This window comes from Sphingomonas sp. 22R3R2A-7, from assembly GCF_036856055.1.
In the GTDB taxonomy this organism is placed as follows: Bacteria; Pseudomonadota; Alphaproteobacteria; order Sphingomonadales; family Sphingomonadaceae; genus Sphingomonas.
In genome coordinates, this window is record NZ_JASPFR010000001.1 from 2030217 (window position 1) to 2047462 (window position 17246).

Sequence of the window (17246 nt, forward strand, 5' to 3'; positions counted from 1 at the left end):
GCGAGGCTAACCGCGTGCGACCCAACCTTCAAGCTCGCGTGCAAGCAGCGCGCGCAGCATCGCGAGTCCCGCCGGCCCGTCGTTGAGGCACGGCAGATACGCGAAGTGCGTCCCCCCGGCCTCCTCGAAGCTCTCGCGCCCGCGGATCGACAGCTCCTCGAGCGTCTCGAGGCAGTCCGCCGAAAAGCCCGGTGCGAAGATCGCGACCCTGGTCTTGCCCGCCTGCGCGAGCGCGACGAGCGTTTCGTCGGTCGCCGGCCCCAGCCATTTCTGCGGCCCGAACCGCGACTGGAACGCGATCGTCAGGTCGCGTCCGGTCTTCTCCGACAGCAGCCGCGCGGTCTTCTGGCAATGGCAGTGATAGGGATCGCCGAGCTGCAGCGTCCGCTTGGGCATCCCGTGAAAGCTCGCGATGATCGCGTCGGGGGTGAAGTCGAGCGCGGCGAGCGACGTCTCGAGATCCTCCGCGAGCGCATCGATGTACAACGAATCGTCATAATAAGGCGGCAGCGTCCGGATCGCCGGCTGCCAGCGCAGCCCCGCCAGATACGCAAACGCCTTGTCGTTCGCGGTCGCGGTCGTCGCCGCGCAATATTGCGGATACAGCGGCGCGAGCAGGATGCGCTCGCATCCCGCCGCCTTCATCGCCGCGAGCCGGTCGGCGATCGCCGGATTGCCATAGCGCATCGCCCAGTCGACGAGCACCTCGGGCCCGAACGCGTCCTTGAGCGCGGTCGCCTGCAACCGCGTGATCGCGGCGAGCGGCGATCCGTCCTCGCGCCACACCTGGCCATAGGCGTGCGCCGATTTCTTGGGCCGCGTGTTGAGGATGATCCCGCGCAGGATCGGCTGCCATGCGATCGCGGGGATCTCGACCACGCGGCGATCCGACAGGAACTCGCCCAGATAGCGTTTGACCGACCGCGCGTCCGGGCCGTCGGGCGTGCCGAGATTCATCAGCAGGACGCCGATCCGGGGCTTGGGGATGGCGGGATGATCGGGGGGCATAATCATGCCGATGGTCTTAAAGGCAAATTGCGGATGCGGAAGCCCGTTGCCGAGAATAGCGCGTTGGCGATCGCGGGGGCGACCGGCGGCACCGCCAGCTCGCCGACCCCGCCCGGCGCCTCGTCGCTGCGGATCAGCTCGACGGTGATGTCGGGTGTGTCCGCCAGCCGCGGCAGCGCGAGGTCGGCGAACCCGCGCGCGTCCGCGAGGTTGCGCGTGAACCCGGTCGCCGCGCCCAGCGCGGTCGCCATCCCGAAGATCAGCCCGCCCTCGATCTGCTGGCGGATCAGGTCGGGGTTGATGTGCGCGCCGCAATCGACCGCCGCGACCAGCCGCTCGACCACCGGCCGCCCGTCCGCGCCCGGATGCGCCTCCGCCATCACCGCGATGAAGCTCCCGCGAAAGGCGTGGCAGGCGATCCCCTGCCCGCTGCCCGCGACCCCGCCGTCCCAGCCGCCCAGCGACGCCGCGGTCGACAGGCATCGTGCCAGCCGCGCGCCGCCGCCCAGCATGCCGATCCGGTACGACATCGGCTCGGTTCCCGCGACGCGCGCGAGCTCGTCGACGAACGATTCGGTGAAGAACGCGGTATAGCCATGCGCCCCGCCGCGCAGGTGCCCCGTCGGCACGCCGAGATCGGCGACGTGGTGGTCGATCGCATAGGCGGGGATTGCATAGGCCGGCAGCGCGCCGCCGACCGCATAGGCATCGCCGCGCGCCATCGCCGTCGCCGCGCGCGTCGTCGCGCCCGGCATGATCCGCCGCGCGAGCTCGGCGCCCGTCGACGGCGCCGCGATCTGCGCGCGCCATGCCAGGATCCGGCCGTTGGGCGCGAGCCGCGCCGCCATCCGCGCCGCCGCCGCGGGGCGATAGCGGTCGTGCAGCAGGTCCTCGCCGCGCGACCAGACAAGGCTGACCGGGCGCTTGAGCGTGACCGCGAGCACCGCCGCCTGCTCCGCCGCGTCATGCTCGAGCGCGGCGCCGAACGACCCGCCGACCGGCATCGGGTGCACCACGACCTGCGCCTCGGCAATCCCCGCCGCGCGCGCCGCCGCCGCGCGCGCCAGCCCCGGTGCCTGCGTCTGCACCCACAGCTCGAGCCGTCCGTCGCGGTACGACGCGGTCGCACTGCGCGTCTCGATCGCGGCATGCACGCCCAGCGCGACGCGGTACGCCGCGGTCACCACGCCCGCGCCGCGCAGCGGTCCCGCGACGTCGCCCGCCTTCGCCATGCCGATCCCGGGCGCATCGAGCGCCGCGGTCAGCGCGCGGTCGATCGACGCGCTGTCGACCACCCCGCCGCGACCCGGCTCGAGCCCAGTCGCGAAACGCGGGTGCATCGCGTCGAGCGCGCGCTGCGCCGCCCAGCCCGTGGTCGCGACCGCCGCGACCCAGCGCGGCGTCTCGACCACCTGCACGACGCCGCGGATCCGCTCGGCGGCGGCGCGGTCGACGCCGACCAGCCGGCTGTCGCCGACGGGGCCCTGCCGGATCGCGGCATGCACCATGTCCGCCAGCCGCACGTCGCCCGCGAAATTGGCCGATCCGTCGACCTTGGCGGGTGTATCGATCCGCGGCACCGACGTCCCGACCAGCCTGCCCGCGCCCTGCACCCCGAAGGCGAGCGGTTCGGGCAAAGTCTCGCGCGCGGCCTCCTCGGCGAGTGCGGCGAACCGGAGCTTTTTCGCGCCCGCGACGACGAAGCCCGCCTCGGTCCGGCACTGCGCCCAGTCCGCGTCCCAGCGCCGCGCCGCCGCCTTGCACAGCAGCACGCGCGCCGCCGCGCCCGCGGTCCGGCACGCCTCCTCGAACATCCGTATCGTGCTCGACCCGCCGGTCAGCATCGGTGCCGGGCCCGCGACCGCATCGGGGATCGCGCCGAGCATCCCCTCGAACAGCGCGTTCAGCCCCACCGGATTGGCATAGAGCGGGTTCAGCGGCGCGGGCTCGACGCCGACCGTCCGCCAGTCCGCGCCAAGCTCGTCGGCGACGATCTGCGCGAGCGCGGTATAGGCGCCCTGGCCGTGCTCGGCCTGCGGTACCGCGACCGTGACATGCCCGTCGCTGCCGATCTTCAGCCACGCCCCGAACGCGGTCTCGCCGGGATTGGCGACGAGCGTCGGCGCATAGTCGCGCGGCCACAGCCCCCAGGCGACGACCAGCCCGATCCCCGCACCGCCCCCCGCCACGATCCCCCGCCGACTGATCATCCCGCGCCCCTACCCCGTCTCCCCCCGGGGTGAAGCCGCCACAACGCCCCTGCGGCGACGCAGACCAACAGGCGGCAATTCTGCCGGACCCTGGATCCTGACTTTCGTCAGAATGACGGAAGAAACGAGGCATCCCCACACACCCCGTCATCCTGACGAAAGTCAGGATCCAGAGCCCCAAAACGCCACACCGCCGCACCCCGAAACCCGCCCGCGCCCACCACCTCAAGCCAGCGCGCGATAGCGTTCCCGGATCGTCACCTTGTCGATCTTCTCCGTCCCCAGCCGCGGCAGCGGCGCGTCCGCGATCCACACCCGCTGCGGCACCTTGAACGCAGCGATATGCTGGTGGAGGAACGCGCACAAATCGTCGGGCGTCAGCGTTTCGCCGTCGCGCAGCACGACCACCGCGCCCGGCACCTCGCCGAACCGCTCGTCCGCCAGCCCGAACACCGCCGCCTCCGCCACCGCGGGGTTCTCGTACAGCGCCGCCTCGACCTCCTGGCACGAGATGTTCTCGCCGCCACGGATGATGATGTCCTTCTTGCGGTCGACGATGAACAGATAGCCGTCCTCGTCGAGAAACCCGATATCGCCCGTCCGGAAATAGCCGTCCGCGGTGAACGCCGCCGCGGTCGCCTCGGGCCGGTTCCAGTAGCGGGTGAAGTTGCACACGCTGCGGATGCACACCTCGCCGCGCACGCCCGCGGGCTGCGCGCGCCCGTCGTCGTCGAGGATCGCCAGATCGACCAGCGGCGCGCTCGCCCGCCCCGCCGAATTGGGCTTGGCGAGATAGTTGCTCCGCCAGTTGCCCGTCCCCACCGCGTTCGTTTCGGTCAGCCCATAGCCGATCAGCGGCGCGCTTCCGCCCATCTCCTCGCCCAGCCGCCGGACATGCTCGACCGGCCGCGGCGCGCCGCCCGCGGCGAAATCGGTCACCGTCGACAGGTCGTAGTTCGCCCGATCGGGATGGTTGAGGATCTCGAAGCTCATCAGCGGCACGCCGACGAAATAGGTCACGCCCTCCGCCGCGATCAGCCGCATCGCCTCGCGCGCATCCCATTTGGGCATCAGCACCAGTTTCCGCCCCATCGCGAAGCTCTGCAGGAACACCGGCACCTCGCCGGTGATGTGGAACAGCGGGATCGTCAGCAGCGTGACCGGCTGGCCGACCGGCGGATTGCCCTGCGCGGTCGCGATCCCGACCATCATCATCGCCTGGCCGAGATAGTTGAACACCGCCTGCACGATCGCGCGGTGCTCGCACACCGCGCCCTTCGACTGCCCCGTCGACCCGCTCGTGAACAGGATCGTCGCGTGATCGTCGGGCGCCAGCATCGGCAGCGCGGCCGCGTCGTCGTCCTCGGCCAGCACCGCGGCAAGCGCGGTCGCCAGCGGCTGCGTATCGTCGATCTCGACCACCGGCGCGCTCAGCCCCGCGATCTGCGCGAGCCGCCTGACGCGCGGCGGGTCAGCGAACACCAGGCCGCAGTCGACGTCGCGGATCGCCGCCTCGAGCTCCTCCGACTGCCACCAGCCGTTGAGCAAGGTCGCGATCCCGCCCGCCATCACGATGCCCATGTACAGCACGATCCACGACGGCGAATTGCGCATCGCGATGCCGATCCGGTCGCCCTTCGCGACGCCGTGCGCCGTCACCAGCGCGCGCGCGACGCGCGTCGCCGCGGCATGCACCTCGCCGAACGTCAGCCGCTCGTCGCCCGCGACCAGGAACGTCAGATCGCGGTGCTCATTGGCATAATGCGCGAAATAATAGCTCAGCGCAGGCGGTGCCGCGGCGATCGTCGGCAGCGTGACCCCGAACCGCTCGACCGACCCGAGCGCGAGCGGCGCGCCCTCGGCGGTCAGCGCGGCCATCGTCGAATCCATCGCCGCATCCAGCTCGGTCCGCATATCGCTCTCCTACTTGGTCTTATCGTTGACCACCTTTATGCAGGCGCGAACGCACGGGGAAAAGCCTTTGATCTTGCCAACCATTACGGCTGCCGCCGGCAGCCATATCCGCTTCGAGGACCTGGGGCTCCACCCCGACGTCTTCTCGATCGGCTTCTTCACGCTGCGCTGGTACAGCCTCGCCTATATCGGCGGGATCCTGCTCGGCTGGTGGTATCTGCTGAAACTCCTCGCACAGCCCGGCGCACCGATGGCGCGGCGTCACGCCGACGACCTCGTCTTCTACGCGACGCTCGGCATCATCCTCGGCGGGCGGCTCGGCTATGTGATCTTCTACGCCCCCGAGATGATCCTCCAGCCGCTGCGTATCCTGCGGCTCTGGGACGGCGGGATGTCGTTCCACGGCGGCGTGATCGGCGTGTCGCTCGGGCTGATCCTGTTCGCGCGCAAGCACCAGCTCAACTGGCTGCGCGTCCACGACTATATCGCCTGCTGCGTGCCGTTCGGGCTGTTCTTCGGCCGGCTCGCCAATTTCGTCAACGGCGAGCTCTGGGGCAAGCCGACCGACGTCGCCTGGGGCATCGTCTTCGCGCGCACCGTCCCCTTCGGCATGATCGAACCCGCCCGCCACCCGAGCCAGCTCTACGAGGCGGGGCTCGAGGGGCTCGCGCTGTTCGCGCTGCTCTGGTTCGCCTTCTGGAAGACCAAGGCGCGCTATGATCCGGGCAAGCTCGTCGGGCTGTTCGTGCTCGGCTACGGCGTCGCGCGCTTCACCGTCGAATTCTTCCGCGAACCCGATTCGCAGCTGCGCGCCTTTGCCGAGAAGACCGGGCTCCACATGGGCCAGTGGCTCTGCGTGCCGATGATCCTCGGCGGCCTCTTCCTGATCCTCACCGCCGCCAAACGCCGCGTCCGCGTCGAACCGATCGCCGGCACGCAGAGCGTCGCGTAACGGACTCCCCACCCTCACCCCCACCCCGGCGAAGGCCGGGGCCCAGTTGGAACGTCCCTCGTGACGGGCGGCGCGCGTCGTTACATCGCCCTCCCAACTGGGCCCCGGCCTCCGCCGGGGAGGCAGAGAGCTTTACGATGACTGAATCCACCCCCGACACCGCCCTCCCCGAACGCCTCGCCCGCGCGATCACCCTCGCCGGCCCCGTCCCCGTCGCGCAGTACATGGCCGCCGCCAACGCGCACTATTACGCGACCCGCGACCCGCTCGGCACCGCAGGCGACTTCACCACCGCGCCCGAGATCAGCCAGATGTTCGGCGAGCTCCTCGGCCTGTGGTGCGCCGACCTGTGGGACCGCGCCGGGCGCCCGGACGTCGCCTGGGTCGAGCTCGGCCCCGGCCGCGGCACGCTCGCCGCCGATGCCTTGCGCGCGATGGCCAAGGCCGGCCTCGTGCCCCCCGTCCATTTCGTCGAGACCAGCCCCGCACTCCGCACCGCGCAGGCCGAGCGCGTCCCCGCCGCGACCTGGCACGACGCGATCGACACGCTCCCGACCGAGCTTCCGCTGATCGTCGTCGCGAACGAATTCTTCGACGCGCTGCCGATCCGCCAGCTGCTCAAACGCGAGGACGCGTGGCACGAACGTCTCGTCGCCGCGCAGGACCTGCTGTTCCTCCCGATCGCGGGCAAGCCGCTTCCCGACGCCGTCATCCCCGAACCCTTCCGCGACGCGCCCGCCGGATCGATCCTCGAGACCGCCCCCGCCGCGGTCGGCATCGTCCGCGCGCTCGCGAAACGCCTCGTCGCGCAGGGCGGCGCGCTGCTCGCGATCGACTACGGCTATGAAGGCCCCGCGCTCGGCGACACGCTCCAGGCAGTCCGCGCGCACGCCTATGCCAACCCGTTCGAATTGCCGGGCGAGCACGACCTGACCGCGCATGTCGATTTCACCACGCTCGCCGCCGCCGCGCAGGCCGAGGGCGCGGTCGCCTGGGGCCCCGTCGCACAGCGCGACCTGCTCGGCGGTCTCGGCATCGACACGCGCACCTCCGCGCTCGCCAGGGCCACCCCGACCGTGCCGAGGCGCTCGCTGCCGACCGCCGCCGGCTGATGGACGACATGGGGACGCTGTTCAAAGCGCTCGCGATCACGTCGCCCGGCTGGCCCAACCCGGCCGCCTTCGCATGATCACCTACCGCGACGCAGTCCCCGCCGACGGCCCCGCGCTCGCCGCGATGGCGCGCGCGTCGTTCACCGAGACGTTCGGCACGCTCTATCGCCCACAGGATCTCGCGACGTTCCTCGACCAGGCGTTCGGGCCGCAAGGCCTGCCGTCGCAGATCGGCGACCCCGCCTTCCGCATCCACGTCGCGCTCGACGAGGGTGCGATCGTCGGCTTCGCGAAGACCGGCCCCGTCGCCTTCCCCGGCGACTGGCCCGTCACCGCGGTCGAGCTCTACCAGCTCTATGCCCGCGCCGACCAGCACGGCGCGGGCGTCGGCCCCGCGCTGATGGACTGGGCGCTCGCCACCGCGCGCGCCGAGGCGCGGACCGAGATGATCCTCAGCGTCTATGTCGACAACCACCGCGCGCACCGCTTCTACCAGCGCTACGGCTTCACCGAGATCGGCCGCTACGTCTTCATGGTCGGTGAAAAGGCCGACGACGACCGCATCATGCGCCTGGCGCTGTGACCAGCCACCCAACCTCCACCCCGGCGAAGGCCGGGGCCCAAGTGGAACGTCCCCGGTAATGAAGCACCGCCCCTCGTCACACCCGTCCCCCAACTGGGCCCCGGCCTTCGCCGGGGTGGTGCTGGACGACAGACAGGACTCACGCGCATGACCCCCACCCCCATCCGCGCAAAATCGCTCGGCGCGATCCCCCACGGCTTCCTCGGCCGCACCGGCGGAGTCTCGACCGGCCCGTACGCCAGCCTCAACACCGGCACCGGCTCCGACGACTCCTCCGCCGCAATCGCAGAGAACCGCCGCCGCGCGACCGACGCCGTCCTCCCCGGCGCGCGGCTCGTCGGCCTCTACCAGATCCACTCCGCCGAGGCGGTGACGATCACCGCCCCCGTCGACGAGCGCGTCCGCCCGCGCGCCGACGCGCTCGTCACCGACCGCCCCGGGCTCGCGCTCGGCATCCTCACCGCGGACTGTGCGCCCGTCCTCTTCGCCGACAGCGAGGCGGGGATCGTCGGCGCCGCGCATGCCGGCTGGCAGGGCGCACTCGGCGGCGTCACCGACGCGACCCTGCTCGCGATGGAGGCGAAAGGCGCGCGCCGCGACCGGATCGTCGCCGCGGTCGGCCCGTGCATCGCGCGCGCCAGCTACGAGGTCGACACCGGCTTCCTCCGCCGCTTCTGCGAGGCCGATCCCGAAAACGAACGCTTCTTCGCCGACGGCCGCACCGACCATTACCAGTTCGATCTCGAGGCCTATGTCGTCAACCGCCTCGCCGCCGCGGGGGTCGGCCGCGTCGAGGCGCTCGGCCGCGACACCTACACCGAGGACGACGCGTTCTTCAGCTATCGCCGCGCGACCCATCGCGGCGAACCCACTTATGGTCGCCAGATCAGCATCATCGGCCTCTGACGCCTCCCCAAAGCGCGCGCGCATCGCTAGGCTCGCCGCATCGGCCCGCACCAGACGGGCCACGCAGGAGCCCAGAATGTCCGATACGCCCAGTGAAATCCCCGCCGCGACTGCCGCCGGCACCGAAGCCGATCTGACCGGCGTCGCCGCGCGCGTCGCCCCCAAGCCGCAGGTCGAGAAGATCGGCGGCCGCAAGCTGAAGCCCTCGACACTGATGATGGGCCATGGTTACGACCCGTCGCTGTCGGAAGGGTCGCTCAAGCCCCGATCTTCCTCACCTCGACCTTCGTCTTCCCCAATGCCGCCGCGGGCAAGCGCCATTTCGAGGGCGTCACCGGCAAGCGTCCGGGCGGTGCCGAAGGCCTCGTCTATTCGCGCTTCAACGGCCCCAACCAGGAGATCCTCGAGGATCGCCTCGGCGTCTGGGAAGAGGCGGAGGACGCGCTCGCCTTCTCGTCCGGCATGTCCGCGATCGCCACCTTGTTCCTCGCCATGGTCAAGCCCGGCGACACGATCGTTCATTCGGGCCCGCTTTACGCCGCGACCGAGACGCTGATCGGCCGCGTGCTTGGCAAGTTCGGGGTCAAGTGGCTCGACTTCCCCGCCGGCGCGACGCGCGAGGAGATCGACGCGGTGATGACCGAGGCCGCGACCGGCAATGTCGCGCTCATCTATCTCGAAAGCCCCGCCAACCCGACCAACGCTCTGGTCGATGTCGAGGCCGTCGCCGCCAGCCGCGACGCGATCTTCGGTGACGACAAGCCGCCGATCGCGATCGACAACACCTTCCTCGGACCGCTCTGGTTCCAGCCGCTCAAGCACGGCGCGGACATCGTCGTCTATTCGCTGACCAAATATGTCGGCGGCCATTCGGATCTCGTCGCGGGCGGCGTGCTCGGCACCAAGGCGCACATCAACACGATCCGGACGATGCGCAACACGATCGGCACGATCACCGATCCCAACACCGCATGGATGCTGCTGCGCAGTCTTGAGACGCTCGAGCTCCGCATGAGCCGCGCGGGCGAGAACGCGGCCAAGGTCTGCGCCTATCTGCGGCATCACCCCAAGGTCGAGCGCGTCGGCTATCTCGGCTTCCTCGCCGACGAACCCGGCGCCGAGCGTCAGGCCGACATCTATCGCCGCCACTGCACCGGCGGCGGCTCGACCTTCTCGCTCTACCTGAAAGGCGGCGAGCGCGAGAGCTTCGCCTTCCTCGACGCGCTCAAGATCGCGAAACTCGCGGTCTCGCTCGGCGGCACCGAAACGCTCGCCAGCCACCCCGCCGGCATGACGCACCTCTCGGTCCCCGACGCGCGCAAGCAGGCGCTCGGCATCACCGACAACCTGGTGCGCATCTCGATCGGCGTCGAGGATGCCGACGACCTGATCGCCGACTTCACGCAAGCCTTGGAGGCGATCTGACCAACCCGGCGCCCGCCAAAAACGGCGGGCGCCCTCTCCTCTTCCCGTCATCCTGACGAAAGTCAGGACCCAGAGCCCAGCAGCGCCGCCCCTCCGAACCCAAACCCGAACCCGATCCGATCTGGCCCCAGCGCCCCCCACCCGTTAAAGCGCAACGGATGCCGATCTTCACCCCCATCCCGCAGGACGACTTCGTCGCCGCGATCCACGTCCTCGCTGCCCAGCTGCGCGCGGACGCCGACTGGACCCCCGATTTCATCATCGGCATCGGCCGCGGCGGTCTCGTCCCCGCGGTCTTCCTCAGCCACGCGATCGGCCTCCCGACGCTCTCGGTCGACTATTCGAGCCAGGTCGAGGATTTCGCCGACCAGCCGCTCGTCAAGCTCGCCGCGCGCACCCAGTCGGGCGAGCGCCTGCTCTTCCTCGACGACATCAACGATTCGGGCCGCACGATCACCCATCTGCGCACCGCGCTCGCCGCCGCGGGCGCCGTCCCCGGCGCGATCCGCTTCGCGACGCTGATCGACAATCTCAGCTCCGCCGAACGCATCGACTACACCGCGCGCACGATCGACCGCCGCGAGACCAAGGACTGGTTCGTCTTCCCCTGGGAAGCCGTCGCCCCCGCCGCCACGATCGAACACGACGCCGCCGAAGTCCCCGACCGCATCGCGTAGCGCGCGCCCAACCCCGTCATCCTGACGAAAGTCAGGATCCAGGGTCACAGGCGCCGGACTCCGTGGCTCTGGATCCCGACTTTCGTCAGGATGACGGAAGAGAATTGGCCAGGCAGGCGCCAAAAGCAGCGTCGCCGGCCACCCACGGTCCTCAAGCGGCAAGCCACCACGCCCCCCAACCCGTCATCCTGACGAAAGTCAGGATCCAGGGTCACAGGCGCCGGACCCCGTGGCTCTGGATCCTGACCTTCGTCAGGATGACGGAAGAGACTTGGCCAGGCAGACGCCAAAAGCAGCGTCGCCGGCCACCCGCGGCCCTCAAGCGGCAAGCCGCCACGCACCCCCATCCCCGTCATCCTGACGAAAGTCAGGATCCAGGGTTACGAGCGCCGCACGCCGTGGCTCTGGCTCCCGACGTCCCTCAGGAGGACGGCGGAAAGAGCCTCACCCATCACTCGCCCGCTCGATATCCGCGCCAACCGCGCTCAGTTTCTCCTCGAGCCGCTCATACCCGCGGTCGAGATGGTACACGCGCCCGACCGACGTCTCCCCATCCGCCGCGAGTCCCGCCAGGATCAGGCTCATCGACGCGCGCAGGTCGGTCGCCATCACCGGCGCCCCCACCAGCTTGTCGACGCCGCGCACCACCGCGGTGCGCCCGCGCACCTGGATGTCCGCGCCCATCCGCGCCAGCTCGGGCACGTGCATGTAGCGGTTCTCGAAGATCGTCTCGGTCAGCACGCTGGCGCCGTCCGCCTTGCACAGCATCGCCATGAACTGCGCCTGCATGTCGGTCGCGAACCCCGGATAGGGCGCGGTCGACAGCGTCAGCGGCTGGAGCGGTCCGGTCGCGGCGATGCGGACGCCGTCGCGCGTCGGCGTCACGCTCACCCCCGCCTCGACCAGCGCGTCGAGCGTCGCGCCCATGTCCGCCTGGCTCACCCCGACCAGCTCGAGGTCGCCGCCGGTAATCGCCGCCGCACAGGCATAGCTGCCCGCCTCGATCCGGTCGGGCATCACCTTGTAGGTCGCGCCGTGCAGCCGGTCGACGCCCTCGATCTCGAGCGTCTCGGTCCCGATCCCGCTGATCCGCGCGCCCATCGCGACGAGGCAGTTGCACAGGTCGACGATCTCGGGCTCGCGCGCCGCATTCTCGATTCGCGACGAACCCTTCGCCAGCACCGCCGCCATCACGACATTCTCGGTCGCGCCGACCGACACGATCGGGAAGCGATACCGCCCGCCCGTCAGCCGTCCGCCCGGCGCGGTCGCCTTCACATAGCCCGCCGCCATCTCGAGCTCGGCACCGATCGCCTCGAGCGCGCGCAGATGCAGGTCGATCGGCCGGTTGCCGATCGCGCAGCCGCCGGGCAGCGACACCGTCGCCTCGCCGCTGCGCCCGAGCAGCGGCCCGAGCACGAGGATCGACGCGCGCATCTTGCGCACGATGTCGTACGGCGCCTCGGTCGAGGTCAGTTTCCCGGCGCGGATCGTCATCACGCGGCCGAACTCGTCGGGGCGCGTCCCCTCGATCGCGGTCGACGCGCCGAGCTGGTTGAGCAGATGCCCGAACCCGTCGACATCGGCGAGCCGCGGCAGGTTGCGCAGCGTCAGCGGCTCGTCGGTCAGCAGCGCGCACGGCATCAGCGTGAGCGCGGCGTTCTTCGCGCCGGAAATGGGCAGGCGCCCGGTCAGGCGATTGCCGCCGCGGATGAGAATACGGTCCATGTCCGGCTGTCTATCGACCCGCACGATCCGCGCAAGCCACCCGTCGTCCGGCGATACGACGTGGCGGGGCACGCGCGGGCCAAAGTCGCCGCGCCCGCCGCCGGGCGGGCCGCCGCGCGGGCCGCCGCGAGAGGCACGCTACGGTGCTCGCACGCGACCGCATCCGCCGCAGACCCGCGGCCCCGCCCGCCTTGTAAGGAATACATGCGCGTTCCTGCGGCTGCTACCGCTAACGTGGCACGGCCAGGCAGACGGCTTGATCGACTTTAATGCACGAAAACCAAGTGTTTGCTCTGGTCTTCCTCTGGAACGGGGGGCCTTGCCGAGTGCCGCATAGCTGCTTCGCCGAACGTTTCGGCGATCTTATTGACCTGACGGCGAGCGAAACGGCGGCCCTGGTGCGCCTCGAGGAGCGTCCCCGCGACCTGCGTCGCGACACGATCCTGCTCCGCGAGCACGACCCGATGTCCGAACTCTTCATCCTCCAGCGCGGCATGGCGATGAGCTATGTCCTGCTCGACGACGGCAGCCGCCAGATCCTGCGCTTCCTCTTTCCCGGCGACATGCTCGCGGTGTCGGCGTTGGTCTATCGCGACTCGCCCGAGACGATCGTCGCGATGACCGACGTCACCGTCTGCCCGTTCGACCGCACGCTGATGGCGACGTTGCTGATCGAGCATCCGCGACTGGCCGCGGTGATCATGGTGATCAACCAGATGGAGAAGGTCGCGCTCACCGACCGGCTCGCGGCGCTCGGCCGGACCTCGGCGAAGGCGCGCGTCGCCGCGCTGCTGCTCGAGATCCGCAACCGCGTCCGCCACACGCAGCAGGCGAGCGCTACCAGCTTCATCCAGCCGCTGACGCAGGAGGAGATCGGCGACGCGACCGGGCTGACCGCGGTGCACGTCAACCGGATGCTGCGCCAGCTCGAGGAGGACGGCATGATCGCACGCGGTCAGGGCCGGATGACCTTCACCGACGAAGGCGCACTCGCGCGCGAGGCGAACTACATCAACCGGTTCGACGGTCTCGACCTTAGATGGCTGCCCGCCGCACGCTAGGCCGTCCGGTCATTTGTCGGGTCGGCAGGGCCTGACGCTCCACCAGAGCCGGGGTCACGCCTTTTCGAGCGTGCACTGCAGCGGGTGCTGGTTCTGCTGCGCGAAATCCATCACCTGGCTGACCTTGGTCTCGGCGACCTCGTAGGTGAACGTCCCGCACACGCCGACGCCCTTCTGGTGGACGTGCAGCATGACGCGCGTCGCCGCCTCCATGTCCATCCGGAAGAACCGCTGGAGGCACAGCACGACGAATTCCATCGGCGTATAATCGTCGTTGAGCATCAGCACGCGGTACGGCGTCGGCTGCTTGGTCCGCGACCGCGTCTTGGTCGCGACACCGATGCCGCTGTCTCCGCCGCCACCACGCCCGCCATCGGTATCGTCGGGGCGGTCGTCGCCCCCTTCAGCCACGGATTCGGCCATGGTCGGAACCAGTCTGTTGGGGTGTGAAAGCATCATCGGAAAATATGGCAGTTGGATAGCGAAGGACAAGCCCCCTGACGACATGGACGACATGCCCGTGTCCCGCCGTCGCAACGCGCACTGGTCGACCTGCGCGCGCGGCACGACAAGCGATGCCCGTGTCGCGCCTAGGCCCCGAAAACGAGACAGGGGGACGATTCGCCCCCCTGCCCCGCTGTATCCCGTCACCATCGTCAGACGCGTCGTACATCGACGCGCAAGACGGTCAGGCCGACAGCTTCAGCTTGTTGGTCGCGACCGCGACGCGGTTCGAGATCGGCTGCGTGATCTCGCCCATCATCTTCATCATCATTTCGGTCGAGCGCGCGCTGTCGGCGATCAGCGTGTCGAACGCGGTGCGGGCATAGTCGCTCTGCAGCTTCATGAACTCGGTCGGCGACTTGGCGGTGGCGAGCGTCTTCATCGCGTCGGTCGCGCTCTCGAACGAGGTCTTGGCATAGGCCGCGACGTCATGGCCCAGCGTCTCGACGCTCTTGGCGGCGAGCTTCGACGATTCGACGACGGCTTCGATATTGCCCTTGTTGAACGCGGAGACGTCCTCGAACATCGCGGCGCCCTTTTCCATCGCACCCTTGGCGCGGTCGTTCAGGTCGGAGAACAGCGCCTGCGCCTTGTCGGCGGGGTTCTTCTCGGCAGAGATCGTGTCGAAGCTCATCGTGACGTCCTTTCCTGGTGAAACCGCCAGAGGGGCGGCGGGTAGCGAAGGTAAAACGGGTGCCGGCTCGGGCGACGCAGCGGGCTGCGCGTCGACCGCGGGTTCGGCCGAGACCGCAGCCGGAACATCGACCGATGCCGGCGCTGCAACCGGCGGCGTTGCAACCGGCGGCGCAATCACCGGCGGCGCAATCACCGGCGGCGCAGTCGCTGACGTCGCGGCGAGCGGCGCTGCCGGAACGCTGCTGGACGTCTTGGACACCGGACTCGCTGCGAGCGCTGCTGGCGGCGCGTCAGGCGCGGCCTTGCGCGCGAGCACCGCCGGTATGACCGGTGGGGCGACGGGCGCTGCGACGGCGGGGGCGACGGGTGCCGGGACGGCCGCAGCGGCATCGCTCGCAGCGGACCGGACCTTGCGCGCGCCGCGCTTTCCAGCGGCGGTACGCGCGTTCGACGACACGGATTTCGGCTCGGCCATTGCAAACTCTCCGCACTATTATGCTGCGTTGCAGAATAGTCCGAATCACCCCTCGCCGCAAGCTTTTTGTGCAGTGCAGCATTTGTACAAAGTTAAACGTCTACAATCTGATACAGATTAATTATCGCATCCGGACATAGTCCCCCGGTGCGTCGCCCAGCGCCGCCAGCGCGCCGCCGCCGGGGACCCGCGCGCCCGTCGCCGCGACCCGCTTCGCGCCCTCTGCCCCTGCCTGTTCGCCGAGCCATGCGACCCAGTCGGGCCACCAGCTCCCCTTGGTCTCGACCGCGCCCGCGATGAAGTCCGCGAGCGATTCGACCGCCGCCGGGTTCGTCCAATACTGATATTTCCCCGCCGCGGGCGGATTGACGACGCCCGCGATATGCCCCGACCCCGCCAGCACGAACTTGACCGGTCCCGCGAACAGCCCGGTCAGCTTCCACACGCTCTCGGCGGGCGCGATATGATCCTCGCGCCCCGCCTGGACATAGCTCGGCGTCGTCACGCGACCGAGGTCGACGGGCGTCCCGCCGACGCTGATCGCGCCGGGCTTCACCAGCAGATTGTCGCGGTACAGGTCGGTCAGATACGCGCTGTGCCATTTCGCGGGCAGGTTGGTCGTGTCGCCGTTCCAGTGGAGCAGGTCGAACGGGACATAGTCCTTGCCGAGCAGGTAGTTGTTGGTGACATAGTTCCAGATCAGGTCGCGCCCGCGCAGCAGGTTGAACGTCGCCGCCATATAGCGCCCGTCGAGAAACCCCTCGGGCGACAGCGTGGCGAGCAGTCCGATCTGCTCGTCGTCGACGAAATGCTGCAGCTCGCCCGCATCGGCGAAATCGACCTGCGCGGTGAAGAAGGTCGCGCTGGCGACGCGGTCCGCCTGCCCGCGCGCGCTCAGCACCGCAAGCGTCGCGGCGAGCGTCGTCCCCGCGACGCAATAGCCGATCGTGTGCACCGCGGGCACGTCGAGCAGCGCGCGCACCGTCTCGATCGCGTCGATCTGCGCGGCGACGTAATTGTCCCAGACCACGTCCTTCATGCTCGCGTCGGCGGATTTCCACGACACCATGAACACGCTCAGCCCCTGCTCGACCGCCCAGCGGATGAAGCTCTTCTCGGGCGTCAAATCGAGGATGTAGAACCGGTTGATCCACGGCGGAAAGATCACCAGCGGCGTCGCCTGCACCGCGTCGGTGGTCGGCGCATAGTGGATCAGTTCGTACAGCGGCGTGCGGTGGACGACCTTGCCCGGCGTCATCGCGAGGTTGCGGCCCAGCTCGAAACTGCCTTGAGCGGTGTGAGTCAGCTGCCCGCGGCCGATGTCCGCCATCATGTTCTGCAGCCCCTGCAGCAGGTTCTCGCCGCGCGTCTCGATCGTCCGCTCGATCACCTCGGGGTTGGTGAACGCGAAGTTGGTCGGGCTCATCGCATCGACGAAGCCGCGCGTCGCAAAGCGCAGCTGCTCCTTCTGCTTGGGCTCGAGCCCCTCGACCGCGTCGACGCTGCGCAGCATGTGATCGCCGATCGTCTCGTAGCTGCGCCGGATCAGGTCGAACACGGGCTCGCGCCACTGCGGCGCCTTGAACCGCTTGTCGCCCGGCGCGGGCTTGCCGTCCCCCGCGCCGGGCGCAGCACTCCGCGCCGACGGGTCGAGCGCCTGCTGCCAGAACGCGAAGCCGTCGCGCCAGAAATCGCGCACCCGCCCCAGCGTCGCCGGATCGTTGAACCCCGGCACCACCATCGTCTCGGGGACGATCCCCTCGAGCGGCGTCGTGATCGCGTCGAGCCCCTGCTCGAGCATCATCTGCTGCGCGCGCCCCATCACCCAGGTCCAGTGCTGCAGCTCGGCCAGCGTCGGTGCGGCGATCCCCGGCGGCGTCTCGGACATGGGCAAGCTCTCCTTTTCCCAAGCCTATCCCACTCCCCCCCAGCGAAAGCACCCCGTCACCCGGTCCCGCCGGTCCGCCGGTCATCCCAGGTCAAGCCCGGGACGGGAGGGGAGAGCCGCCCCACCCCCACCGTCATCCTGACGAAAGTCAGGACCCAGAGCCAAGC

Annotated in this window: 12 protein-coding genes and 2 pseudogenes; 7 read left to right on the top strand and 7 right to left on the bottom strand. The window is 69.7% G+C overall.

The features are described 5' to 3' along the window. Window positions 1–6: 6 nt before the first annotated feature. The 3 genes from hemH to QP165_RS09625 form a co-directional block, all read right to left on the bottom strand. On the bottom strand, window positions 7–1014 hold the full coding sequence (gene hemH / locus QP165_RS09615; protein WP_333995422.1) for a ferrochelatase: 1008 nt from the start codon (window positions 1012–1014) through the stop codon (window positions 7–9). Next, window positions 1011–3218, bottom strand: a complete 2208-nt coding sequence (locus tag QP165_RS09620) for a xanthine dehydrogenase family protein molybdopterin-binding subunit (protein WP_333995424.1) — start codon at window positions 3216–3218, stop codon at window positions 1011–1013. The genes hemH and QP165_RS09620 overlap by 4 nt, the downstream gene beginning before the upstream one ends. A gap of 225 nt (window positions 3219–3443) precedes the next feature. Next, a complete protein-coding gene (locus tag QP165_RS09625) occupies window positions 3444–5132 on the bottom strand; it encodes a class I adenylate-forming enzyme family protein (protein ID WP_333995426.1) in 1689 nt (562 codons plus the stop codon). Window positions 5133–5169: 37 nt separating this feature from the next. Here QP165_RS09625 and lgt point away from each other — a divergent pair, with 37 nt between their 5' ends. From lgt to QP165_RS09655, 6 genes and pseudogenes are all read left to right on the top strand, one after another. After that, window positions 5170–6084, top strand: coding sequence for a prolipoprotein diacylglyceryl transferase (gene lgt / locus QP165_RS09630; protein WP_443019364.1), 915 nt, complete (start codon window positions 5170–5172; stop codon window positions 6082–6084). A gap of 137 nt (window positions 6085–6221) precedes the next feature. Continuing rightward, window positions 6222–7273, top strand: a pseudogene (locus QP165_RS09635) (class I SAM-dependent methyltransferase). Next, on the top strand, window positions 7270–7779 hold the full coding sequence (locus QP165_RS09640; protein WP_333995427.1) for a GNAT family N-acetyltransferase: 510 nt from the start codon (window positions 7270–7272) through the stop codon (window positions 7777–7779). Before QP165_RS09635 ends, QP165_RS09640 begins: the two are co-directional and overlap by 4 nt. Window positions 7780–7926: 147 nt before the next feature. Continuing rightward, entirely contained in the window at window positions 7927–8685 is a 759-nt protein-coding gene (pgeF, locus tag QP165_RS09645; RefSeq protein WP_333995429.1) for a peptidoglycan editing factor PgeF, read from the top strand. A gap of 76 nt (window positions 8686–8761) precedes the next feature. Further along, a pseudogene (locus QP165_RS09650) lies at window positions 8762–10110 on the top strand (cystathionine gamma-synthase family protein). A gap of 158 nt (window positions 10111–10268) precedes the next feature. Next, a complete protein-coding gene (locus QP165_RS09655; protein WP_333995431.1) occupies window positions 10269–10787 on the top strand; it encodes a phosphoribosyltransferase in 519 nt (172 codons plus the stop codon). Between the two features lie 444 nt (window positions 10788–11231). Here QP165_RS09655 and murA read toward each other — a convergent pair whose 3' ends face one another. Continuing rightward, window positions 11232–12515, bottom strand: a complete 1284-nt coding sequence (gene murA / locus QP165_RS09660) for a UDP-N-acetylglucosamine 1-carboxyvinyltransferase (RefSeq protein ID WP_056017700.1) — start codon at window positions 12513–12515, stop codon at window positions 11232–11234. A 326-nt stretch (window positions 12516–12841) separates the two neighbouring features. Between murA and QP165_RS09665 the strand changes: the two genes are divergently transcribed. Beyond that, entirely contained in the window at window positions 12842–13576 is a 735-nt protein-coding gene (locus QP165_RS09665) for a Crp/Fnr family transcriptional regulator (protein WP_333995432.1), read from the top strand. A gap of 54 nt (window positions 13577–13630) precedes the next feature. Here the strand turns inward: QP165_RS09665 and clpS are convergent, their stop codons facing one another. From clpS to QP165_RS09680, 3 genes are all read right to left on the bottom strand, one after another. After that, window positions 13631–13999 carry an ATP-dependent Clp protease adapter ClpS gene (gene clpS / locus QP165_RS09670; RefSeq protein ID WP_333995434.1) on the bottom strand — a complete coding sequence of 123 codons (369 nt, stop codon included), beginning with the start codon at window positions 13997–13999 and terminating at the stop codon, window positions 13631–13633. Window positions 14000–14264: 265 nt separating this feature from the next. Then, window positions 14265–15191, bottom strand: coding sequence for a phasin family protein (gene phaP, locus QP165_RS09675; protein ID WP_333995435.1), 927 nt, complete (start codon window positions 15189–15191; stop codon window positions 14265–14267). Window positions 15192–15312: 121 nt separating this feature from the next. After that, window positions 15313–17079 (bottom strand): PHA/PHB synthase family protein, encoded by a 1767-nt coding sequence (locus QP165_RS09680; RefSeq protein ID WP_333995436.1) that lies wholly within the window; start codon window positions 17077–17079, stop codon window positions 15313–15315. Between the last annotated feature and the right edge of the window lie 167 nt (window positions 17080–17246).